This window comes from Brachybacterium halotolerans subsp. kimchii (assembly GCF_020792675.1).
Taxonomy (GTDB): Bacteria; Actinomycetota; Actinomycetes; order Actinomycetales; family Dermabacteraceae; genus Brachybacterium; species Brachybacterium halotolerans.
Window position 1 is genome coordinate 1,928,479 of record NZ_CP086254.1, and the last position, 21,933, is coordinate 1,950,411.

Genomic DNA, 21,933 nt, shown 5'->3' on the forward strand with positions numbered 1-21,933 from the left:
GCTCTACGAGCAATGGAGGATTCGCATAGCGGCCTAGTGCGCACGCCTGGAACGCGTGTTGGGTGAAAGCCCTCGGGGGTTCAAATCCCCCATCCTCCGCCCAGGGAACGCCCCTGATCCGCGCTTCGCGGGTCAGGGGCGTTCTGCATCCGCCGGGCCGGTGGCACGATGAGCGCCATGGTGCAGGAGTCCACCCCCCGTCGGCGCATCGGCGCCGCTGTCTCGCGCGAGGGCGAGGAGGCGTTCGTCGGCCGATGCCTGTCGATCCTCCGGGACGGCGAGGTCGACGCGGAGCTCATCGAGGTGCTCGGCGGGAACTCCGCAGGCCCCGTCCTCGCCGGCAGGTCCGACGGCCCACACGGGTACTGGGTGCGCACCTGGGCGCTGCGGGCCTTCCTCTACGCCTGGTCCGCTGCCGCCGAGCCGGCCGTGGTCGCGGCGACCGACGACCCGCACTGGCGGGTGCGGGAGATGGCCGCGAAGGTCCTCGCCGCCCGGGCGTCCGCGCGCTGCGGCGCCGAGCCGGCGCTCGAGCGGCTCCGACAGGACGGGCATCCTCGCGTGCGCGCCGCGGCGCGACGAGCGCTGGGCCGGCCCGGCTGATCGGTTCGGAGCGACGCTCCGTCCTCCCGGGAGACGGAGCATCACACGCCACGGATGGGATGAGATCGCAGTCGACGCAGGAACGTGGAGGTGCTGGAGGATGACAGACGGAGCGGGGGCCTTCTCGATCGTCACCCCGGAGAGGGAGCTCGAGTTCATAGGAACGGGCGCCACCGCGAGCTTCCTGCTGGACAACGGTTTCGCGAACGCCGACCGTGAACCGCATTGGCATCTGCGGTGGTGCCTGGATCGGATGGAGGTCGGAGAGGCCATGGACGTCGGCTCCGCACGAGTCGTCCGCGAGGCGCCCTACGACTGAGCGGCATCGTCGTCGATGTCGGCCGTGCCGTGCTGCCCGCCTCTCAGCGCTCCGGCAGGTCGTAGGTGCGCCGGATGCTCGAGCCGAGCTCGCGGATGTCGGCGCCGTAGACATGGATCGAGATCGCGGTGCCCTCCCCCGCGTTCCAGACCCGATGGAGATCCCCGGGCGGGGCGAAGCCGTCGGCGCTGCCGTTCGGGTTGGTCACCTCTGCGGTGCGCACGAGGCGCAGGCCGTCCTCCGGGTCCGGCATCTGCCCGTCGGCGAGGTGCACCTCGCTCCCCTCGGCGTCCTCGACGCGGTACCGGATCTCGGCCTCCTCGCCCTCGTAGACGCCCACCACGCACCAGGAGATGTGATCGTGCACGGGCGTCTGCTGCCCGGGGAGCCACACCAGCGCGACGATCGAGAAGCTGCCGTCGGGCTCGACGTGGACGATGTTCTGCCGGTAGCGCTCGGGGTCCGCCACCCGCGCCTCCGCGGGCAGCAGATCCGGCACGGCGAGGTGATGCTCCAGGGCCCGCGTGACGCGGCGCGAGGTCTGGGCGGCGTCGCCGCCGGGTGCGACCGCCTCGCGGATCTCGTCGATCAGGCGCCGAAGGGAGGGCGGGACATCCTGCGGCGCGCGATCGTGCCGGGCGCTCTCCGGCCGGACCGCCGAGGTCTCCTGCGCACTCATCGGCCCGTCCCTTCTCCGAGTGCGCCCCTGAGAGCAGGCGACGCACGTCCATCAGCGGTCTTCGGCCAGGCTATCGAGCACCCGGCGTCGACCGCACGCTCGACGAACCTCCGATGTCGAGGGGGTGACGAGCGCGTGGACGACGCAGGCCGCGTCTACCCTGGGGCCATGGCGGAACCATCCGGACACTCCCCGATCGAGACGGCCGCCGCGGGGTCGTCCGCGGCCACGGCGCCCGACGCCCTCCCCGAGAAGTACACGCGCACCCTCTACACCGCGCGCGTGGAGAACGTCGGCGGGACGGCGGGCGAGGTCCGCGTCGAGAACGGGCCCACGCTGCCCACGGGCGGTCCATCGGCCGACGCCACGGGCTCGAATCCCGAGCAGTTCCTCGCGATGGCGTGGAGCACGTGCCTGGGCGAGACGCTCAAAGCGGTGCTGCGCGAACGGGGCATCGACGCCGCGACCCATGTGCACGTCGAGGTCAGCCTGCACTTCGACCCCGCGGGCGGCTACCGCTTCGCGCCGCGCGCCCTGGTGAGCGTCGAGGACGTGGGCGAGGACGAGGCCCGTCGCCTCGCGGAGGCCGCGCACGCGCGCTGCCCCGTCTCACGGATCCTCGGCCGCGCCGATTCGGGAGCTCTCGAGGTCGTGCCGCCGCCCCGGGGATGACCCGCGCGGCGGCAGCCGCGCATGCACGGGCCGCCGCCTGATCAGCCGGATCTCAGGGGCGGGCGTCCAGGATCTCCTGGGCGCGCGCGAGGGCGGCGTCGACCCCCGCGCGCACCTCGGAGAGTCCCTGTGCGACGGGCAGCGCGCGCAGCTCGTCGGCGATGATCTCGACTCCCCAGAAGCCGTCCCATCCCGCGTCGATCATCGCCACCACGAAATCCGCCATGTCGAGATCCCCGCGGCCCGGGAGGCAGCGCGGAGCGACGCCGTCGGCGCCCACGGGCGCGTCCCCGAGCTCGACCACCGCGACCGGGACGTCCTCCAGGAGCGCGGGCAGGAGCGCGACGTCGTCGTCGCCGGATCTCGCGAGCTGATAGATGTCCACGGCGAGCCCGGCGCACGGATGGTCCACGGCGCGGACGAGGCCGACCGCGTCGCCGAAGGTCGGCAGGTTTGTGTCCGCCATCGCCTCGAGGGCCAGGGTGAGGTCGAAGGCGTCGGCGCGCTCGGCGATCCGGTGCAGATCCCCGGCGAAGGCCGCGGGCTCCGGCGCTTCGGAGCGGCCGGCGCCGAGGTGGCATGCGCCGATCTTGAGGGCAGTGGCTCCGAGCTGCGCCGCGGCGTCGAGGAAGTCGTCGAGCTGACGGTCCGAGGCCGCGCGCGCCGTGCCGCGTTCCCACCAGTCGCTGAGGAACTCGAGCTCGATGCGCTCGATGCCGGCGTCCTCGAGCCGCTCGCGCAGTCGGGGAAGACCGATCGTGTCGCGCAGCTCCACGAGGTCGGCGTGCTGGATCCCCACTCCCCGCCAGCCCGAGGCGGCGAGCGCCTCGATCCTCTCCGGGAGAGGCACGGGGCTGCGCTGGTCCGCGTCGCGGGGGCCGACGTCCCCTGCCCAGGTCCAGCAGGAGGCCAGCAGGTCGTGGTGGGTGCTCATGGTCATCGCCTCTCCGCGGCGGCAGCGCTGCGGTGCGCACTGCCATGGATGCGTACGAGTGTACGAAGGGCGGGTCCGCCACCGCCCTGCCGCGCGCATAGGGAACCGACAGCTCGCGTTCAGCGCCTGCCAGGCTGGAACCGGTTATGTGTATCCCAGGTGCTGACGGAGCGGCGAGCCACTGAGGAGAGGCTCCCCGCCTGACCCGCAGCACCGGGGAAAGGGATGGCCCCGGCCCGTGGGGACGGGCCGGGGCGCTTTCTGTTCCGGGGCCCCGATGCCGGGCAGGCCCCGTCGGCCGCAGCCGTTCCGCCGGGAGATCGGCCGACCGTTCAGCCCAGCGTCGCGGGGCGGTCCCAGGCGATGCCGCGCACGTGCTCGTCGAGGAACCCGAGGAACGTCTCGTACCAGACCTGCGCATTGCCGCGACCGGTGATCCAGTGGCCCTCGTCGGGGAAGTAGAGGAAGCGGTGGCGGGTGCGGCCCTGCTCGTCGCGCGGCGTGGCGGAGAACTCGTGCAGGTCGTACCAGAGCGCGTGGCCCTGCGCGATCGGCACCCGGTAGTCCTTGTCGCCGTGGATCACGAGCATCGGCGCATGGATCTCGGCGACCGAGTCCTTGGGGTTGAAGCGGCTGTTCTGCTCGCGCATCGACCGCTCCCAGCCGGCGTTGTCGGTGGTGCGACCCATCGAGGCCGTGTCCCACAGCGAGGCATGGGTGACCACGCAGCGGAAACGGTCGCCGGTGTGCCCGGCCACCCAGTTCGCCATGTACCCGCCGTACGAACCGCCCGCGAAGGCGGTGTGCTCGGCGTCGATGTCCGCGCGGGCGACCGTCGCGTCCGCGAGCGCCATGATGTCGGTGAAGGGGGCGCCGCCGAGCTCGTGCTGGCCGCGGTCGATCATCTCCTGCCCGTAGCCGGTGGAGATGGCCGGGTCCGGCAGCAGCACGGCGTAGCCCGCGTCGACGAAGGGACCGGGATTCCAGCGATAGGTCCAGGCGTTCCACGACCCCCAGGGGCCGCCGTGCGCGAAGACGACCAGCGGGTGCGGGCCCTCTCCCGCGGGCAGACGCAGCCAGGCGCGCAGCGCCGTGCCGTCCTGGGCGGTGGCGGACACCTCGGTGAGGGTGCCTGGCTGCTCGACGGCGTCGGCGGGGTTCGGAAGATCCGCGACCTCGCCGCTCGCCAGATCGATGCGCACGGGGTGCGGGGCGACGGCGATCCCGGAGGCGGAGGCGACCGCCGTGCCGCCCGCGACGGTCAGCTGCGCGAAGGAGAGCTCCTGGTCCGGTCCGCCGGCGAGCCGGCGCCCGGCGGCGTCGCCGAGGCCGCCGATCCACACGGATCCGCGTCCCTCGTCATCGCCCGCGCCCACGAGGGTGTCTGCGTCGACCCAGGTGAGGTGGGGGTCCCGGTCCAGCTCGGGCCAGATCTCCTGGCTCTCCCCGGTGGCGAGGTCGAGCACCTCTGTGCGCGAGCGGGCGGAGGCCGTCTGCGTCCAGGTGCGCTCGCGCGAGATCAGCGCGTGCGTCCCGTCGGGGCTGAACTCGCCGGGCCAGAACTCGACCTCGTTCGTGGCGTCGCGCAGCAGCTGCGGGGCATGCGTCCCCGTGAGGTCGAGCAGGTAGAGGCGGCCGACGCCCAGGCGGTCGTCGAGCGAGTCGGTCATCGCGACGAGCGCGCGGCGGCCCTGCCGGTCCGCGCTCCATGCGCTCAGCCGCCCCGGCGGCATCTCCAGGTGCCGGAAGTGGAGGACCTGGCGACGAGGGGCGTCGTCGTCATCGGCCGACGCGGGCTGATCGGCCGACGGGGACTGGTCGGTCGAGGCGGACTGGTCGGGCGACACGGACTGGTCGGGCGCGGCGGTGGCCTCGGCGGTGAAGAGGTCCTCGGGGAGGGCCGCCACGGCGAGCACGCTGCGGGCGGGGCCCAGGTCGTGGTCCCAGTGGCGGGTCGGGAAGCCGTCGTGGAGGGCGGCGCTGACCACTGCCTTCGAGCGCTCCCGGGAGAGGCGGGCATGCTCTGCCTCGTCGGACGCCTGCGAGTGGACGTCGATCTCGGCGACGAGCAGCCCGTCGGCGAGGTGCAGCCCGCCGAAGCCGCCGGGACGGGAGGCGATCTCCCGAGCCTCTCCGCGCGGGGGCAGGGCCCAGAGCTGAGCGTCGTCGGCCTCCTCGCCGTCCTCCCCCACGCGCCGGGCGGTGAACAGGGTGGTGCCGTCCTCGGCGAGCGCCACGGAGCCCACGGGCGCGCTGCCGCGGGTCAGGGGGAGCAGGGAGTCCCCGAGGATCTCCACGAGCGAGCTGCGATAGGACGAGCCCTTCGCGTCGGGGGCCGAGACCTTGGCGACGATCCTCCCGCCCGGCGTCGTCTCCAGTCCCGCGAGGCGGCGGGCGTCCAGCAGTGCAGTGATGCTCCGATGCGTCATGACCAGCAATCCTGCCAGAACGAGTCCGGGCGCGTGGTCGCCTCGCCCCGGTGAGTACGCTCTGTGCTGACGCGGCGCCTGGGTACGCTCTGGACCGGAGTGCCGCACGCGCCACGAGGGGGGAACCATGACGCAGGGACCGGGATCGCCGTACGGACAGCAGTCGCCGCCCGGGCCACCGCAGCAGTCCGGGCAGCCCGGACAGCAGGGCCAGCAGGGCCAGCAGGGCCAGCCCGGCCAGCCCGGCCAGCCCGGCCAGCCTGCTCCGCCCCGCCGCCCCGTCGGCCCCTGGATCGTGGGGGTCTGCGGATGCCTCGTGCTGCTGCTCATCGCGATCGGCGGCGGCGCGCTCGCCGTGATCCTCAGTCAGCGCGGCGATGACGAGGCGTCGGCGGGCCCCGCGGCGACGTCCTCCTCCGACTCCTCCTCGAAGCCGCCGGAGACGCCTCCGCCGTTCACCCCGGCCGACCCCTACGAGAAGCTCACGCTGAGCGAGCAGGAGACGCGCGAGGTCCTGCAGACGAACCCGCTCACGCGCGGCACCCTGCCGACCGCGGACGAGTGCGACCTCCCGAAGCTCGCGGCGAAGCACAGCGACGAGGAGCTCGAGGCCTTCCTCAACGCCGGCGAGTCGTGCCTGACGCAGGTGTGGTCGACCGCGAGCTCCGACCGCTCGATGCCGTGGGCGACGCCGAGCATCGTGGTCTACAGCTGGCCCGACGTGCCGAAGTCCAGCTGCGAGAAGGACACCTTCGAGCGCGACTACCCGCGCGTGTGCAACCTCGACAACACCATCTACTGGCCCGCCGACTACGACGCCTCCGACGCAGAGGACCCCGCCGCGGACTACCCGGCCCACCTGCTGTGGGGGCTCGCCCTCGTGCAGCAGACGACGGTCATGTGGCAGTCCAGCATCGGCCTCTACTACCAGCACCTGGACGACGAGGTCAGTGACGACGAGAAGGCGCAGGACGAGGCGCACCGTCGCTACGTCCTGCAGAACCAGTGCATGGCGGCGGCGACCGTGATGCAGCTTCCCGACGGGGCCCGCCCGTCGGCCGCCCTCCAGAAGTCCGTGCTCGACGCCCCGGCGCGCAAGGACAACACCGATCCCACGATCTCCGAGGACTCGCAGGACGCCTGGATCCGCGCGGGCCTGGAGAGCGAGGGCGACCTCGGCGCGTGCAACGCCTGGACGGCGGAGACCTCCGACGTGAGCTGAGCCCGTCGGCCGTGCCGCCGACCCGATGGCCGATCTGAACCCGCAGGTCAGCGGCCCCAGTGTGTCCCACGACCCGCTGCGCTTGCCGCCGCCCTCAAAGTAGTTTAATATTGAACCATCTTCAGACGCAGAGCCCAGGAGGCCGTCATGCAGTTCGGAATCTTCACCATCGCGGACATCACCCCCGACCCCACGACGGGACGCGTGCCGACCGAGCACGAGCGCCTCGAGCTCATGGTCGAGGAGGCGAAGCTCGCCGAGCAGGTGGGCTTGGACGTCTTCGCGATCGGCGAGCACCACAACCCGCCGTTCGTCACCTCCTCCCCCACCACGACCCTCGCGTACATCGGCGCGCAGACGAAGGACCTCATCCTCTCGACCGCGACCACGCTGATCACCACGAACGACCCGGTGAAGATCGCCGAGGACTACGCGATGCTCCAGCACCTCACGAACGGCCGCGTGGACCTGGTGATGGGACGCGGCAACACGGGCCCCGTCTACCCCTGGTTCGGCAAGGACATCCGCAAGGGCCTCGAGCTCGCGATCGAGAACTACGACCTGCTGCACCGCCTGTGGCGCGAGGACGTCGTGGACTGGCAGGGCGAGTTCCGCACCCCGCTGCAGCAGTTCACCTCGACCCCTCGCCCGCTCGACGGCGTGGCGCCCTTCGTGTGGCACGGGTCGATCCGCTCCCCGCAGATCGCCGAGCAGGCCGCCTACTACGGCGACGGATTCCTGCACAACAACATCTTCTGGCCCATGAGCCACACCAAGCAGATGGTGCAGCTGTACCGCGAGCGCTATGAGCACTACGGCCACGGCAAGGCCTCGCAGGCGATCGTCGGGCTGGGCGGCCAGGCCTACATGCGCAAGAACTCCCAGGACGCGATCGCCGAGTTCCGCCCGTACTTCGACAACGCCCCGGTCTACGGCGGCGGCCCCACGATGGAGGACTTCACGAAGCAGACGCCGCTGACCGTCGGCTCGCCCGAGCAGGTCGTCGAGCGCTACCTGGGCATGGCCGACGCCGTCGGCGACTACCAGCGTCAGCTGTTCCTCATGGACCACGCGGGCCTTCCCCGCCAGACCGTCCTCGAGCAGATCGAGCTGCTGGGCACCGAGGTCGTCCCCGTGCTGCGCCGCGAGCTCGAGGCGCGCCGCCCGGCCGACGTCCCCGAGGGGCCGACGCATGCCGCGATGGTCGCGGCGCGAGACGCCGAGAAGGGCGCGTTCGATGCGTCGTACCGTTTCGAGACGGGCGACAACTGGACCCGTCTGCGCGCCGAGGACCGCGGCTGACGCGGACGAGCCCCTGTCCCCCGCGCCGGCCGCCGCGCCTGCCCGCCCGTCCATCCCGTCGCTCCGCCACCTCGTCGAAGGAGTCCCCGTGCCCCGCACCTACCGCGTCCTGACCCTCACCGCGGGCCTGTCGACCCCGAGCTCGACCCGCATGCTCGCCGACCAGCTCACGGCCGCCGCGCGCACCGCCCTCGAGGCCACGGGGGCCGAGGTCGAGGCCTCCACGATCGAGCTGCGCGAGCATGCCCACGACCTCACCGATGCCCTGCTCTCGCACTTCCCCGGCGAGCGCCTGCGCCCCGTGGTCGACGCGATCCGGGAGGCCGACGCGGTGATCGCGGTGACCCCGATCTTCAACGTCGGCCCGTCGGGCCTGTTCAAGCTGCTCATCGACGCCCTCGACAAGGACCTGTGGCGCGGCAAGCCCGTGCTGCTCGGCGCGACCGCCGGGACGGCCCGCCACTCCCTGGCGCTCGACTTCGCGATCCGGCCGATGTTCTCGTACCTCCGTGCGGAGCTGGTCCCGACGGCCGTGTTCGCGGCATCGGCCGACTTCGGCGGCGCCTCGGCCGCCGAGGCCTCGCAGGATCCGCTGGTCGAGAGGGCGCACCGAGCGGGCGGGGAGCTCGCGGCGATGCTGAGCGCGGGTGTCGGGCGGGCGGACGGTTCCGGGCAGACCGACGACGGTTCTGAGGGCGCCGATAGGGACGACGACGCCGACGACGCCTCCGTCGGCACCTCCCCTGCGCTCGACGCGGAGTTCTCGGACTTCGTCCCGATGGGACGCCTCCTCGGGCACTGACCGCGCCGGGTTCCGGGCATTCCGCCCGCGCTGCGGAGCTCGGCGCCGCGCATCCTCCGCGGCGCCTCCTCACGCCCGGTAGCGTGGGCGGCGACCGCCGCAGCCAGGAGGACCCATGCACGCAGCCCGCCTCACCGATTCCCTCTGCTACCACGGCGAGGGCCCGATCTGGTCGGCGAGCTGGGGCGAGGGCGGGGCGCTGCGCTTCGTCGACATGCTCGCCGGGTCCTTCCTCGAGCTCGACCCCGCGAGCGGCGGCATCACCCGCACCGAGGTGCCGAGCCCTGTGGTCGCCTGCGTGCGCCCGCGTCGCGGCGGCGGCGCCGTGCTCGCCCTCGAGAAGGGCTTCGGCCTCCAGGACCCCGACGGCACGATCACCGCCCTGCCCGCGCTGTGGGACGAGCCCGTGCGGATGAACGAGGGGGCCGCCGCGCCCGACGGCACCTTCTGGTGCGGCTCCATGGCCTACGACCGCACCGAGGGAGCGGCCTCGATGTGGCGGCTCGGCACCGACGGCACGGCGATCCGCGCATGGGGCGACGTCACGATCTCCAACGGGCTGGCGATGTCCCCCGACCACGCGCACGGGTACTACGTGGACACTCCCACCGGCCGCGTCGACGTCCTGGACTGGGACGAGACCGCGGGGTTCGTGGGCCGACGCACCTTCCGCGACCTGGGCGACGAGGACGGCCACCCCGACGGCCTCACGGTCGACGCCGAGGGCCGCGTGTGGGTCGCGATGAACGGCGCCGGCAGGGCCCTGTGCCTCGAGTCCGACGGCACCGTGGCCGAGCGCGTCGAGGTGGACGCCCGCCAGGTCACCGCCTGCACCTTCGGCGGCGAGGTCCTCACGACCCTGTACCTCACCACCAGCAGGGAGAACCTGCCCGAGGGCGAGGACCCCGCCGCGGGCTCACTGTTCGCGGTAGAGCCGGGCGTCAGCGGCATCGCCGAGGAGCTGGTGTTCGGTGGGTGAGGGCGGTGTCGCCGCCGCTCTCACCCGCGGCCCGCGCGGGCTGCGGATGCTCCTGGAGTTCGCAGCGCTGAGCGACGCGTCGCGCCAGCCGGGCAATGCCCGGGGCTCTCTGGGCACGCAGCTGTTCCGTGCAGATTCGCGCGGCGGGAACGCCGTGACGTACGCCCGCGAAGGTCGGGCGCTCGGGCGTCGGACCCGCAGATCCAGCAGTCCGCGCGCCGTCCAGAAACTCGCTGATCCCCTCGTCCAGATCCCGCGTCTGATCGACGAGCTCGAGCTGATCGAGCCCGACGAGCACGTGCTGCGGGCGTGCGTCGCCGAGTCGGTCGAAGCGGCCCGCTACTGGGAAGGGCCTGATGCGCTGGACCTGGTGACCCTGACGCCGGAGGTCAGGAGAGCGCTCGAGAGGGTCGCCGCGCACGTGTCCCCTGCGATCTGCGCACTCTCGTGGTGGTCGGACGCCGTGCCCGACTCGCAGTGCACCGTGCAGTGGGAGGACGACTCACCCTGGTCATCGACCGCCCCCGGCGCGCGCGACCGCGCGTTCCGAACCTGGCGATCACAGACCTCCTCGGAGCATGGCCCCTGGTGGTCGACCCCGCCCCTCGAGAGCGAGCACTCCACGGGCCGATTCGCCGACGGGTCGCCGATCCGTCTGTGGCTCGAGGAGGACGCCTTCGGGAGGGACAAGGCACGGGTCCACCCTCTCGTCCCCATCGTTGGACAGAAGATCCTCGAGATCCGTGAGGAGCAGGACTGGGTGCGACTGTGCCGGGAGCATCCGCTGGACGTCACCGAGAGCCGGGGGATCCTCTGGGGATCGGCGACCGGTCGCGACGGCGCATGGACGCTGCCGGATTGGACCACCGTCGTCGAGGAGTACGACGGCGTCCATCTCAGCCTGGGCGCCTACCTCGACCTCGCGGGCTGCGCGCTCGACATCGACGGACGCACAGCGACACTGATCGCCGGGTGGCATCCCGATGCGACCTTCTGGCTGACCCCGATGCCTGAGCCCGCAGGCGCAGCTGAGCATTGGGCCGCCCGTCACACCCTGACCGCGGCGATCGAGCTTCGATGGTCCAAGGAGGACGCGTGAACACGGAGTCCTATCACCTGCGCAGCACCGCCGCCGCGGACGACGAACCCCCGGCCGCCGAACTCGCCGCCGCCCTCACCCGCGGCCCGCGCGGGCTCCGCACCCTGCTCGAGTTCGCGCTGCGCAGCGAGGACGCGGCGATGGGCGATGACGTCGGCGCGCTCGCGGTGCTGGTGAACGACGCGGCGCATCATCGGGACGATTCGAGCTTCGCCATGATGATCACCGAGGACGGCCGCGTGGTCCCGGATCTCGAGGTGCCCGATCCGGGGATGGACGAGGTGGCCGACACACTCGACTCCGTGGTGCTGCTGGAGCCGTCGCATGAGCTTCTGCTTCGCTGCGTCGCCGATGCCGTGGCCGAGGCCCGCTACTGGCAGGCGCCGGCGGGCCCCGACGCGGTCGCGATGACCGCCCCCGTGCGCCGTGCGCTCAGACGCGTCGCCGATCACCTGGCGCGCTCGCCGTCCGTGCGGTCCTGGTGGTCGGACATGGATGCCGATCATCAGGTCCAGGTGCTGTGGATCGACCCCGACGTGCCCGAGAGCCTCGTCGGCCGCGCGCCGCGCCCTTCGGTCGAGGATCTCCGTGCGGACGCTCCCCGCGACGGCGGCACGACCATGTGGGAATCAGCGCCCACCTCCTTTCGTGCGATGAGCACCGGCCGGTGGCCTGACGGGACGCCCACGCATCTCTGGTTCGTCGAGGACGAGCAGGGCTGGACCGAGGCGTTCGTCGACCCGGTCGGATCTGCCGCCGGACGCGACGTGCTCGAGATCCGTTCGGCACATGACTGGCTCGAGCTGTGCCGCCGCCACCCGCAGGACGTCACGCGGATGTGCCGCGAGCCCTGGGGAGAGGCGACCGGGCGCGAGGGGGCATGGGTGCAGCCGAGCTGGGCCGCGGTCTCGCGGACGCATGACGCCGTCCACCTCGGCCTGGGCGCCTACCTCGATCTCGCCGGGCGCGCCATCGACGTCGACGGCCGTTCCGCCACGATCGTCGCCGGTTGGCATCCGGACGCGACGTACTGGTTCCGCGAGCCGCCGGCCCCGATCGGCACGCCCGAGCCATGGCGCTTCGTCGACACGGAGGTCGGCACAGGAGGCGACGATCTCGCGTGGATGCGCGCCGAACAGGCCGCCCGCTTCCGGACGGCGGGCGCATGAGCGCGGGCCGCGCCGGCCCCGCCGCGGACGTCGGCCGCTGGTTCTCGACGGGCGCGCAGACCGCGAGCGTCGGTGCGCCCGACAGCCCGAACGCTCCCTCGCCGAACGCACCTCGCACCCACGCCCGAGACCATCCCTGGGGCCCCGCGGATCCCTCGCTCTACGGCCGGCTGAGCACTCCCGAGGAGGTGCTCGGAGCGCTCGACGTGCTGCGGGGCGGCCCGGTCACCGTGCTGACCGGGGCGGGACTGTCCACGGAGTCGGGGCTTCCCGACTATCGCGGTCCGCGCGCGGTGCCGCGCACGCCGATGACCTACCAGGAGTTCGTCCGCTCCGATCTGTCGCGGCGCCGGTATTGGGCGCGCTCGACGGTCGGTTGGACCCAGTTCGGCGCCGCCCGGCCGAACCGCGGGCACCGCCTGCTCGCCGCGCTCGCCGTGCCCCTCGAGATCAGGGGCGTGATCACCCAGAACGTGGACCGGCTGCACGAGGAGGCGGGCTCGGAACCGGTCGTCGACCTGCACGGGCGCCTCGACGTGGTGCGCTGCCTGGACTGCGACGCGACCGTCTCCCGCGACTCCCTGCACTCACGCCTGCTGGGGATGAACCCCGACATCGCCGCGCGCCTCGAGGACCTCGCCCGGGACGCCGCCCAGGCGCCCGACGGGGACGCCGAGGTCGACCGCACGAGCCGGTTCCGCTACCCGCCGTGCGCTGTGTGCGGCGGGATGCTGAAGCCCGACGTGGTGTTCTTCGGGGAGAGCGCGCGGCGCGAGATGGTGGCCGACGCCTTCGCGCTGCTCGAGCGCTCGCGCGCCCTGCTCGTGCTCGGCTCGAGCCTCACCGTCATGTCGGGTCTGCGATTCGCCCGCCAGGCCCTCGCCGACGGCAAGCCCGTGGTGATCGTCAACGACGGCCCGACCCGGGCCGACGACCGCGCGACCGTGCGCGTCCACGGCCGCGTCGCCGATGTGCTGGGCGCCTGGGCGTTGGAGCTCGGCGTACGGGATCACCCCGGGCGCCATCGGAGCCGATGAGACCATGACGCCCATGCACGATCTCTCGTCCGCGCCGCTTCGCATCGCCCGTCCGACCGGCGATCTGGCCGCCGCAGAGCGCTTCTGGGTCGACGGCGTCGGGCTCGAGGTCCAGTGGCGCACGGACGCTTCGGCCGAGGGTGGGCATCGTCTGACCATGGTCGGTCCCGCCGGGGGAAGCTGGCATCTCGAGCTCGTGGACGATCCGCAGAGCGCGGCCGAGGCCCGTCCCACGGACGAGGACCTGCTCGTCGTCTATCTCGGCGAGCCGGCGTCGGACGCGTGGATCTCCCGCATCGAGAGCGCCGGCGGCGTCCGCGTCGCCGCTCGCAACCCCTACTGGGACACGTGGGGCGTGACCCTGCGCGACCCCGACGGATACCTGTTCGTTCTCTGCTGCCGGGACTGGGACCCGGCGGAAAGGACCGGCGCACGATGATCCGTCCCGGCCTCTGCTCCATCACCTTCCGCGACCTGACGGCCGAGCAGCTGATCGACCTCGCCCGACGCGCCGGCCTCGCCTGCATCGAATGGGGCGGGGACGTGCACGTCCCGCCCGGAGACACGGAGAGCGCCGAGCGCGTCCGCCTCCTCACCGAGCAGGCGGGGCTCTCCGTCGCGTCCTACGGCTCCTACCTGCGGTTCACCGGCGACGACGCCGCACATCGCGCGGACGCGGACGCGGTGCTCGCCTCCGCCCGCGCCCTGTACGCCCCGAGGATCCGCGTGTGGGCGGGCAGCACGGGCTCCCGTCGGACCCCGACACCGCAGCGGGCACAGACCGCCCGGCGCATCCGCGAGTTCGCGACGCGCGCGGGCGAGCACGGGATCGACCTCGGCCTCGAGTTCCACGGCGGGACGCTCACCGACGAGATCGGGTCGACCATGCGCCTGCTCGACGAGGTCGCCGCGGACAACGTGCGCACCTACTGGCAGCCGCACCAGGACATGCCGGACGGCGAGGCCCTGCAGACGCTGCGCACCGCGCTGCCGCGCACATCGACCATCCACGTGTTCTCGTGGTGGCCCGGCGCCGCGCGCCTGCCGCTCGCGGAGCGCGCGGACCTGTGGCGCGCGGCGTTCTCGACCCTGCAGGCCGAGGGCTCGGACCGCGACGCCCTGCTCGAGTTCGTCCCGGACGATGACCCCGCGGTGCTCGACCGCGAGGCGGCGACGCTCCGCGCACTGATCGAGGAGGGGCGCCCCTCCGCGCGGTGAGGAGCGGCGGGGCATTCGTCCTTCAGTGCGAGATCTCCTCGAGGACGCGGTCCTTGGTCTCGGTCGCCCACTTCGCCACGACGACGGCGGCGATCGCCGCGATCGCGGCGAAGATCCCGCAGACGAGCCCGAGGCCGCTCGTGACCAGTGATCCGACCATGACGGGGCCGATCATGGAGGCGATCCGCAGCCAGGACGTCGCCGCGCCGACTCCCACGGCACGGATCCTCGTCGGGTAGATCTCCGGCGTGTAGAGGTACAGGCCGATGCTCGCTGCCCCCGCGGCGAGATAGGCGAGAGACCCGAAGACGAGCACCTGCCACGGCTGCTGGGCGCCGAGGAGCGCGAGGACGCCCATCATCACGGCGGAGCCGGCGAGCGAGAGGATGAAGATCCTGCGCCGCCCCAGCAGGTCGATCGTGAACGCGCAGATCGCTGCGCCCAGGAATGCGCCGAGGTTGCCGATCAGGGCGTAGTTCAGCGAGGTCTCGAGCGGCAGCCCGAAGTGCCCGCGGTACAGCGACGGCAGCCACGTCCCGATCCCGTAGTAGACGATGTAGGTGGCGAACCAGATCAGCCAGACCGTCAGGGTGCGACGGCGGTAGTCGGGTCCCAGGAGCTCACGCATCCGTCCTCGGGCCTCACGGATGCCGATGCCCAGCGGCTCCGGATCATCCAGGGTCCGACCGGCCCGCACCACGGCGTTCTCGATCCGGAGCATCTGCGCGTCGGCGGCCTCCTCGCGACCGCGGGCGGCGAGCCAGCGCGGGGATTCTGGCACCACCCGGAGGATCGGCAGGATGAGCAGGACCGGCAGCGCGCCGACCAGGAACATGCCCTGCCATCCGAAGGCCGGCACCACGAACCTGCCCACGACCGCGCAGAGCACGACTCCCACGGAGAAGATCAGCTCGAACAGCAGCACGAAGCGACCGCGGCCCTTCGCCTTGGTGATCTCGTTGATGTAGACAGCGCCGATGGGGACCTGCCCGCCCAGGCCGACCCCCTGCAGGAGCCGCATGAGCAGCAGCATCCAGAAGCCCGTCGACAGTGCGCACAGCACGGAGAAGACCGAGAACACGCCGATGGCCAGGGCCATCGCCCGCGTACGTCCGAAGCGCTCGGCAACGCCCGAGATCAGCAGTGCACCGATCAGCTGGCCGAGGTATCCGATCGAGATGAGCGCCGCGATCTGCGTCCCCGTGAGTCCCCACATCGGGGTGAGCACGGGCAGCACCTGTGCGATCGCCAGGGCGTCGAAGGCGTCGAAGAAGGTTCCGGTGCCGATGAGCAGACGGATCTTCACCTGCCACCGGCTGAGCGGAAGGCGCTCGAGCCTGCTGGCGACGTTCGATGGCGTCCCTGCACTGCGCCATGGCGCGTCGCCCGCTGCGTCCTCGCTGCGGGAGGCGTGTCCACAGGCCCCGCCCTCCGTGGAATCGATCGTCATGCGAGCCTCCATCGCCTCGTCATCCCATAGCGCCCGCCAGACCGTGCATCTCACGGAGACACCCGACGGAAGGCGCTTTCCGCTGGAGTGGGACACTACTCCCACGGCACAGCGGCCGTCCACCGGAGGGCAACGGCCGCCACGACCCGGGTCCCTACGTCTCCAGGAACGAGCTTCCACCTCATGAAAGTCCTGCTCGCGATGCCCGACGGGCTGCAGCACCGCATGTTCGACCGCGACCAGCTGGAGCGCCTGGCCGCGCTCGCGGACGTCGATGTCGAGCGCACCGCGCCCGATCTCTCCGAGCTCGAGGACGACGAGCTCTCCGCCGTCGACGTGCTCCTCACCGGCTGGGGCTCGCCGCTCGTCGATGCGGCGGCCCTCGCGCGCATGCCGAGGCTGCGCGCGATCGTGCACACCGCGGGCACCATCCGCTTCGTCGTCTCTCCGGCCGTGTGGGAGCGCGGCGACATCGTCGTCACCTCCGCGACCGAGGCGAACGCCGTGCCCGTCGCCGAGTTCGCCCTCGCGCAGATCCTTCTGGCCGGCAAGCGCACGCTGGCGCAGGCGGCCCGCCACCGAGAGGTGCGCGATCGCCGCCGAGAGCCTCCGGTGGGCGAGCGCGCGGGGAACTTCCGCTCCGTCGTGGGTCTCATCGGCGCCTCGCGCATCGGCCGCCTCGTCGCCGAGCACCTGCGTCGCTTCGACCTCGAGGTGCTCATCAGCGACCCCTTCGTGAGCGCCGAGGAGATCACGGCGCTGGGCGGCCGCAAGGTCGAGCTCGACGACCTGTTCGCGGGCAGCGACGTGGTGAGCCTCCACGCCCCGGACGTCCCCTCCACCCAGGGCATGGTCACGGCGCGGCTTCTCGCCTCGATGCCCGACGGCGCGACCTTCCTGAACACGGCGCGGCCCGCCCTCGTGGATCGCGACGCGCTGCGCGCCGAGCTGCTCAGCGGACGGATCAGCGCCGTGCTCGATGTCGAGGACGAACTTCCGGCCGACGACCCGCTGTGGGACGTGCCGACGGTGCTGATCACCCCGCACATCGCCGGTTCGCAGGGCAACGAGCTGCACCGCATGGGCGAGTCCGCGCTCGAGGAGGTGCGCCGTCTCGCGGTGCACGAGCCGCCGCGGTTCCCCGTGGACCCGCGGCGGCTCTCTGTCAGCGCCTGAGAATGCTCATTCGCTGGCCGTGCTCAGTCGCTGACCGTGCTCAGTCGCTGACCGTGCTCAGCCCCTGTTCACGCGGTCGAGCATCTCCTGGAGCTGCTCGCGGCTGAACCCTCCGAGGCCGGTGAAGCGGCCGACGGGGATCTGCTCGGCCATCTTCAGCATCTCGGGGTCCGCGAACAGGCCGCTGTCGCCGAGGAGCGAGCCGAGCGCCTCCTCCCCGCCGGGGAGGGCACGGATCTCGAGCGGCGTCGAGGTCATCGTCATCACCGGGCGGGGCTCGTCGCCCGCGATCTCGACGTCGGCCGATGCGCGCAGGTCCCGGCTCGAGGCCCCCACCTCGACGCGGTAGGTGCCGCCCTCGACGACCCAGCCGCCGGCCGCGGGGCTCCAGATCTGCAGGTCCTCCACGGGGATCGAGATCCCCACGCGCCGGGACTCACCAGGCGCGAGCTCGACCTCGGCGAAGCCCTTGAGCTCACGCGGGGCGCGCGTCACGCGGGAACCGGGCAGGGAGACATAGGCCTGGACGATCTCGCGGCCCGCGCGGTCGCCGGTGTTCTCGACCGTCACCTCGACCTCGATGCCGTCCGCGGCCGAGGCGGTCACCGCCAGATCGCTCTGCGCGAAGGTCGTGAAGCTGAGTCCGTGACCGAAGGGGTAGGCGACCTCCGCGTCCACGGCGTCGAAGCCGCGGTACCCCACGAACAGGCCCTCGCCGTAGCGCACGCGCGAGTCCTCGCCCGGGAAGTGCAGGTACGAGGGGGTGTCCTCGAGGCGCAGGGGGATGGTCTCGGCGAGGCGGCCCGAGGGGTTCGCGCGGCCGAAGAGCACGTCGGCCGTGGCCTCGCCGCCGCCCTGGCCCAGCAGCCAGCCCTCGAGCAGGGCGTTGACGCCGCGCAGGGATGCGGGCAGGCGCACCACGGAGCCGTTCGAGAGGACCACGACCACGCGCTCGGCGACCTCGCGGACCTCCTCGAGGAGCTGCAGCTGCACGGCGGGCAGCTCGATGTCGGCGCGGTCGAAGCCCTCGGACTCGACGTCCTCGCCGAGCCCCAGGAAGAGCACGGCGGTGCGGGCGCCGCGGGCGAGCTCGACGGCCTCGGCGCGCAGGGATTCGGAGCTCGGGGCCGCGTCCGTCTCCCCGTCGGTGGTCCCCGGGGCGAACCCGCGGGCGAAGGGCACGTCCTCGCCGGCGATCGCGCGGATCGCGCCGAGCGCGTCGGTGAGTCGCGTCGGGTTCACGTGGGAGGAGCCGGCTCCCTGGTACCGCGGGGTCTGCGCGAAGTCGCCGATGACCACGAGCCCCTCGGCGTCGGCGTCGGCCCCTGCCTCTGTACCTGCGCCGGCGCCTACCGCCGCGCCCGCGGGGTCCCCCGGCTCGGCGAGGGGCAGCGTGCCGTCGTTCTCGAGGAGCACGAGCGCGCGGCGGGCCGCCTCGACGGCGATGCGATGGTGCGCCTCGGCGTCGTAGGCCGCGTCGGGGTCGGCCGCGGCGAGCCCGCGGCGCAGGAGGGCGACGGCCTTCCCCGCGGCGCGGTCCAGCGCCTCCTGGTCCACGTCCCCGCGCGCGACGGCCTCGCGCAGGTCCTGCTCGCCGAAGGGGTCGGCGGGCATCTGCAGGTCCAGGCCGGCCTGCACGGAGGCGGGTCGGTCCTCGACAGCTCCCCAGTCGGAGACCACGAGTCCCTCGAAGCCCCACTGCTCGCGCAGGATCTCGGTGAGCAGGCGGCGGTTCCGGGCGACAGGGGTGCCGTCCACGCTGTTGTAGGAGCACATGACGGTCCACGGCTGGGCCCGCGTGACCACCGTGCGGAAGGCGCGCAGGTAGATCTCGTGCATGGTGCGCTCGTCCACGTCGACGTCCACGCGCATGCGGTCGGTCTCCTGGTTGTTCAGCGCGAAGTGCTTGACCGAGGTGCCGACGCCGCGCTGCTGCATGCCGTCCACGAAGGCGGCCGCGAGCTCGCCCGCCAGGTGCGGGTCCTCGGAGAAGTACTCGAAGTTGCGTCCGCACAGCGGCGAGCGCTTGATGTTCATGCCCGGGCCCAGCACCACGGAGACGCCGCCGGCGAGGGCCTCCTCGGCGATGGCCCCGGCGACGGCGGCCGCGCTCGAGCGGCTCCAGGTCGAGGCGAGGCCGACGGCGGGCGGGAAGCAGGTGGCCTCGACGGAGTCGTTGAGGCCCAGGTTGTCGGCCGCGCCGGACTGCTGGCGCAGTCCGTGCGGTCCGTCGCTCACCTGGATCTGCCCGAGCCCCAGGGACGGGGCGGCGTGGAGGTGCCAGAAGTCGGCGCCGCCGGTCAGGGCGATCTTCTCCTCCTGGCTGAGCGCGGAGACGTCGGCCGAGGGGTCGGCAGACCGGGCGGAGGGGTTCCTCCGGGGGCCGGAGGGTGTGCTCTGGGGGTCGGAGGGGGTGCTCGGGGTCATGGCGGTCCTTCCTGCGGCGGGACGACGCGGGCCGACGGCGCGCTGCGCGCGGCTCCTGCGGATCGTGGTGATCGCACAGTACGTCCTGCGGGCTCGTCGGACCCTGAGCACTCGTAGCATGGCCGGACTCGTCGACCCCGACCCGCACCCCGCGCCCGACCCGGACCCGGACCTCGACCCCGATCCCGTCCCCGACTCCCCCGGAGGCCACCTTGGCTGAACTGAAGAAGTCCCTCGGCCTGCCCTCGCTGATCGCCCTCGGCGTCGCCGGGGTCGTCGGATCCAGCTGGATCTACACGTCGTCCTCGTTCTTCGCCGACCTCGGCGCGGGTGGCATGATCATCGGCCTGCTGATCGGCGCGGCCCTCGCCGCCTGCGTGGCCCTCGCCTACGGCGAGATGACCAGCGCCGTGCCGCGCGCGGGCGGTGAGGTCGTGTGGGGATACACCTCGCTCGGACGCTCGGCGGGCTTCGCGACCGGCTGGTTCCACATCGGCGCCTACATCTCCTCCCTCGCCTTCTACGTCACCGCGTTCGGGACGCTGCTGGCGAAGTACATCCCGGCGATGGACGCGATCCCCCTGTACTCGGTGGGCGGCGCGCCCGTGACGCTGCCGGTGCTCGCCGCAGGTCTCGCCCTGACCCTGGTGATCTTCGGACTCAACTGGTTCGGGGTCTCGCTCGGCGCGCAGATCCAGGTGGTGCTGTTCGGGGCGATGCTGCTGATCGGCGCGGCGCTCGTGATCGGCGCCCTGGTGGCCGGGTCCCCCGCCAACCTGTGGCCGATGTGGACCTCGCAGCAGCCGCCGGTCACCTCGACCCTGCGAATGGTGGTCCCCGGCATCACCTACGTGGTCGGCTTCTCCCTGGTGGCCGTGCTCGCCGAGGAGTCGAGCCTGTCCCCGCGCCGCGTGGGCCGGGCGGTCGTCGCCACGGTCGCCTGCGCCGCCGCGTTCTACACCGCGGTGCTGCTCGCGACGGCGTACGTGGTCCCGTGGGAGGACGTCGCCGGCATGGACCTCGGGACGATCGACGCCTTCACCGCGGCCGGGCTGCCGCTGCTGGGCCTCGGCGCCTTCCTCATCGCCGTGCTGGGGCTGATCACGAGCTTCCTGGGGCTGTTCGTCGCCTCCAGTCGCGTGGTGCTCGCGCTCGCCCGCTCGCGCCTGCTCCCCCACGGCCTCGCGAAGGTCGACGAGCGCTCGGGCGTGCCGCGGCGGGCGCTGCTGTTCATCCTCGTGGTCACCGTGGTGCTCGGCCTGCTGGGTCCGGGCGCGATCATCTGGTTCCTCGATGCCGGCGGCGTGTTCCTGGGCGTCGTGTGGTTCCTCGTGGTGCTCGCGAAGTACCGTCTGCCGCGCGTCTACCCGGGCCTGGACCGCCCCTACCGGGCCCGGCCAGCGTTCCTGCCGGCTGTCGGCGCGCTCGGCGCCGTGCTCGTCATCGTGTTCACCCTGGTGCCGGTGCCGGGCATGGAGATGTCCCTGCAGTGGCCGCAGGAGTACCTGATCCTCGCCGCCTGGGTGGTGCTGGGCGCGGTCCTGTTCGTCCTCACCCCGCGGCCGACGGACCCCGAGCGGGCGTTCGACGAGATGGTCGGCCCTCTGGCGGGGACCCTGCGGGAGGCGAAGCGGGACTGAGGGGATCGGCCGCGCGCACCACGGCGAGCGCGGCCGGCAGCTCCTCGGAGAGGTCGTCCCACGAGCACTCGATCGTCACGTCGGCCGTGCAGCCTCCGCGGCGCAGGGCGTCGAGGAAGGCGGCGATCGGCCAGTCGCCCCGCCCCGGCGGGGTGCGGCCGCTGTCGGCGACGTGGATGTGGCCGACCCGGGAGGCGTGGGCCTCGACCGTGCCCAGTGACTCGCGCTCGTGCTGGACGTGGAAGAGGTCGGCGACGACGCGCATGTGCTCGAGGCCGTGGGCGTCGAGGAAGCGGGCGGCCTCGGCGATCGTGTGGATCAGGTCGGTCTCCTCCCGGCGGAGGGGCTCGAGGATGATCTCGAGGCCCCTCTGCTCCGCGAGCTCCCGCGCGAGGCGAAGGACCTCCGCGAAGCGGGCCTCGCCGTCCTCGCGCGGCACGTCGGCCCCGATCGTCCGGGCGGCGCCGCTGCCCAGCACCACCTTCGCGCCGGGGCGGGCGATCGCCGCGACGGCGTCCAGCGCCGTGGCGAGGTACGCGCGGATCACCGCGAGCGGCACCGAGGGATCGGAGACCCGCAGGGTCGAGGGCACCAGCACGGCGCACGAGCCGATGGGCTCCACGGGAACGACCTGCGCGGCGCGCCACTCACCGGGAGAGGCCTCGACGACGAGCCCGCCGACGACGGTCGGCTCGAGGTGATCGGCCCCGGCGCGCAGGGCCGCGGACTGCTGGGAGATGTCTGCGATGACTCCGTGGGGCACGGGGACTCCTCGT

21 protein-coding genes and 1 tRNA gene are annotated in these 21,933 nt (G+C 72.7%); 16 read left to right on the forward strand and 6 right to left on the reverse strand.

Going from position 1 to position 21,933, the window contains the following annotated elements:
• Window positions 1–14: 14 nt before the first annotated feature.
• The 3 genes from Bra3105_RS08805 (at window position 15) to Bra3105_RS08815 (ending at window position 922) form a co-directional block, all read left to right on the forward strand.
• Window positions 15–99: transfer RNA gene (locus tag Bra3105_RS08805), tRNA-Ser, on the forward strand.
• A 69-nt stretch (window positions 100–168) separates the two neighbouring features.
• Window positions 169–603: a HEAT repeat domain-containing protein gene (locus tag Bra3105_RS08810; RefSeq protein WP_228359497.1), complete on the forward strand. Its 435-nt coding sequence runs from the start codon at window positions 169–171 to the stop codon at window positions 601–603.
• Between the two features lie 100 nt (window positions 604–703).
• Window positions 704–922 (forward strand): hypothetical protein, encoded by a 219-nt coding sequence (locus Bra3105_RS08815; RefSeq protein ID WP_228359498.1) that lies wholly within the window; start codon window positions 704–706, stop codon window positions 920–922.
• 43 nt (window positions 923–965) lie between these two features.
• Here the strand turns inward: Bra3105_RS08815 and Bra3105_RS08820 are convergent, their stop codons facing one another.
• Window positions 966–1,601 (reverse strand): cysteine dioxygenase family protein, encoded by a 636-nt coding sequence (locus Bra3105_RS08820; protein WP_228359499.1) that lies wholly within the window; start codon window positions 1,599–1,601, stop codon window positions 966–968.
• A 168-nt stretch (window positions 1,602–1,769) separates the two neighbouring features.
• Here Bra3105_RS08820 and Bra3105_RS08825 point away from each other — a divergent pair, with 168 nt between their 5' ends.
• Window positions 1,770–2,273 (forward strand): OsmC family protein, encoded by a 504-nt coding sequence (locus Bra3105_RS08825; RefSeq protein ID WP_228359500.1) that lies wholly within the window; start codon window positions 1,770–1,772, stop codon window positions 2,271–2,273.
• A gap of 52 nt (window positions 2,274–2,325) precedes the next feature.
• Here Bra3105_RS08825 and Bra3105_RS08830 read toward each other — a convergent pair whose 3' ends face one another.
• Window positions 2,326–3,207, reverse strand: a complete 882-nt coding sequence (locus Bra3105_RS08830; protein ID WP_228359501.1) for a sugar phosphate isomerase/epimerase family protein — start codon at window positions 3,205–3,207, stop codon at window positions 2,326–2,328.
• A 332-nt stretch (window positions 3,208–3,539) separates the two neighbouring features.
• Window positions 3,540–5,636 (reverse strand): S9 family peptidase, encoded by a 2,097-nt coding sequence (locus Bra3105_RS08835; RefSeq protein WP_228359502.1) that lies wholly within the window; start codon window positions 5,634–5,636, stop codon window positions 3,540–3,542.
• A gap of 127 nt (window positions 5,637–5,763) precedes the next feature.
• On the opposite strand from Bra3105_RS08835, the gene Bra3105_RS08840 reads away from it, so the two are divergent.
• From Bra3105_RS08840 to Bra3105_RS08880, 9 genes are all read left to right on the forward strand, one after another.
• A complete protein-coding gene (locus Bra3105_RS08840) occupies window positions 5,764–6,858 on the forward strand; it encodes a hypothetical protein (protein ID WP_228359503.1) in 1,095 nt (364 codons plus the stop codon).
• A gap of 147 nt (window positions 6,859–7,005) precedes the next feature.
• On the forward strand, window positions 7,006–8,160 hold the full coding sequence (locus Bra3105_RS08845; RefSeq protein ID WP_228359504.1) for an LLM class flavin-dependent oxidoreductase: 1,155 nt from the start codon (window positions 7,006–7,008) through the stop codon (window positions 8,158–8,160).
• Between the two features lie 88 nt (window positions 8,161–8,248).
• Entirely contained in the window at window positions 8,249–8,962 is a 714-nt protein-coding gene (locus Bra3105_RS08850; protein ID WP_228359505.1) for a CE1759 family FMN reductase, read from the forward strand.
• A gap of 115 nt (window positions 8,963–9,077) precedes the next feature.
• Window positions 9,078–9,941: an SMP-30/gluconolactonase/LRE family protein gene (locus Bra3105_RS08855; RefSeq protein WP_228359506.1), complete on the forward strand. Its 864-nt coding sequence runs from the start codon at window positions 9,078–9,080 to the stop codon at window positions 9,939–9,941.
• Entirely contained in the window at window positions 9,934–11,040 is a 1,107-nt protein-coding gene (locus tag Bra3105_RS08860; protein WP_228359507.1) for a hypothetical protein, read from the forward strand. The genes Bra3105_RS08855 and Bra3105_RS08860 overlap by 8 nt, the downstream gene beginning before the upstream one ends.
• Window positions 11,037–12,209 carry a hypothetical protein gene (locus Bra3105_RS08865; protein WP_228359508.1) on the forward strand — a complete coding sequence of 391 codons (1,173 nt, stop codon included), beginning with the start codon at window positions 11,037–11,039 and terminating at the stop codon, window positions 12,207–12,209. The genes Bra3105_RS08860 and Bra3105_RS08865 overlap by 4 nt, the downstream gene beginning before the upstream one ends.
• The gene (locus Bra3105_RS08870) at window positions 12,206–13,246 is read left to right on the forward strand and encodes a Sir2 family NAD-dependent protein deacetylase (RefSeq protein WP_228359509.1); all 1,041 of its coding nucleotides are present in this window, start codon (window positions 12,206–12,208) and stop codon (window positions 13,244–13,246) included. Before Bra3105_RS08865 ends, Bra3105_RS08870 begins: the two co-directional genes overlap by 4 nt.
• 13 nt (window positions 13,247–13,259) lie before the next feature.
• Window positions 13,260–13,685 carry a VOC family protein gene (locus Bra3105_RS08875; RefSeq protein ID WP_228359510.1) on the forward strand — a complete coding sequence of 142 codons (426 nt, stop codon included), beginning with the start codon at window positions 13,260–13,262 and terminating at the stop codon, window positions 13,683–13,685.
• Window positions 13,682–14,464, forward strand: coding sequence for a sugar phosphate isomerase/epimerase family protein (locus Bra3105_RS08880; RefSeq protein WP_228359511.1), 783 nt, complete (start codon window positions 13,682–13,684; stop codon window positions 14,462–14,464). Before Bra3105_RS08875 ends, Bra3105_RS08880 begins: the two co-directional genes overlap by 4 nt.
• 22 nt (window positions 14,465–14,486) lie before the next feature.
• On the opposite strand, the gene Bra3105_RS08885 is transcribed toward Bra3105_RS08880, so the two are convergent.
• On the reverse strand, window positions 14,487–15,914 hold the full coding sequence (locus Bra3105_RS08885; protein WP_228359512.1) for an MFS transporter: 1,428 nt from the start codon (window positions 15,912–15,914) through the stop codon (window positions 14,487–14,489).
• Window positions 15,915–16,097: 183 nt separating this feature from the next.
• Here Bra3105_RS08885 and Bra3105_RS08890 point away from each other — a divergent pair, with 183 nt between their 5' ends.
• The gene (locus tag Bra3105_RS08890; protein WP_228359513.1) at window positions 16,098–17,090 is read left to right on the forward strand and encodes a hydroxyacid dehydrogenase; all 993 of its coding nucleotides are present in this window, start codon (window positions 16,098–16,100) and stop codon (window positions 17,088–17,090) included.
• A gap of 57 nt (window positions 17,091–17,147) precedes the next feature.
• Here Bra3105_RS08890 and Bra3105_RS08895 read toward each other — a convergent pair whose 3' ends face one another.
• Window positions 17,148–19,517 carry a glycoside hydrolase family 3 C-terminal domain-containing protein gene (locus Bra3105_RS08895; protein WP_228359514.1) on the reverse strand — a complete coding sequence of 790 codons (2,370 nt, stop codon included), beginning with the start codon at window positions 19,515–19,517 and terminating at the stop codon, window positions 17,148–17,150.
• On the opposite strand from Bra3105_RS08895, the gene Bra3105_RS08900 reads away from it, so the two are divergent.
• Both Bra3105_RS08900 and Bra3105_RS08905 read left to right on the forward strand, forming a co-directional pair.
• Window positions 19,516–19,737, forward strand: coding sequence for a hypothetical protein (locus Bra3105_RS08900; RefSeq protein WP_228359515.1), 222 nt, complete (start codon window positions 19,516–19,518; stop codon window positions 19,735–19,737). The two genes, Bra3105_RS08895 and Bra3105_RS08900, sit on opposite strands and share 2 nt — an antisense overlap.
• Window positions 19,730–21,157 carry an APC family permease gene (locus Bra3105_RS08905; RefSeq protein WP_228359516.1) on the forward strand — a complete coding sequence of 476 codons (1,428 nt, stop codon included), beginning with the start codon at window positions 19,730–19,732 and terminating at the stop codon, window positions 21,155–21,157. The genes Bra3105_RS08900 and Bra3105_RS08905 overlap by 8 nt, the downstream gene beginning before the upstream one ends.
• Here the strand turns inward: Bra3105_RS08905 and Bra3105_RS08910 are convergent.
• Window positions 21,069–21,920: a sugar phosphate isomerase/epimerase family protein gene (locus Bra3105_RS08910; protein WP_228359517.1), complete on the reverse strand. Its 852-nt coding sequence runs from the start codon at window positions 21,918–21,920 to the stop codon at window positions 21,069–21,071. The genes Bra3105_RS08905 and Bra3105_RS08910 overlap by 89 nt on opposite strands.
• Window positions 21,921–21,933: the final 13 nt, after the last annotated feature.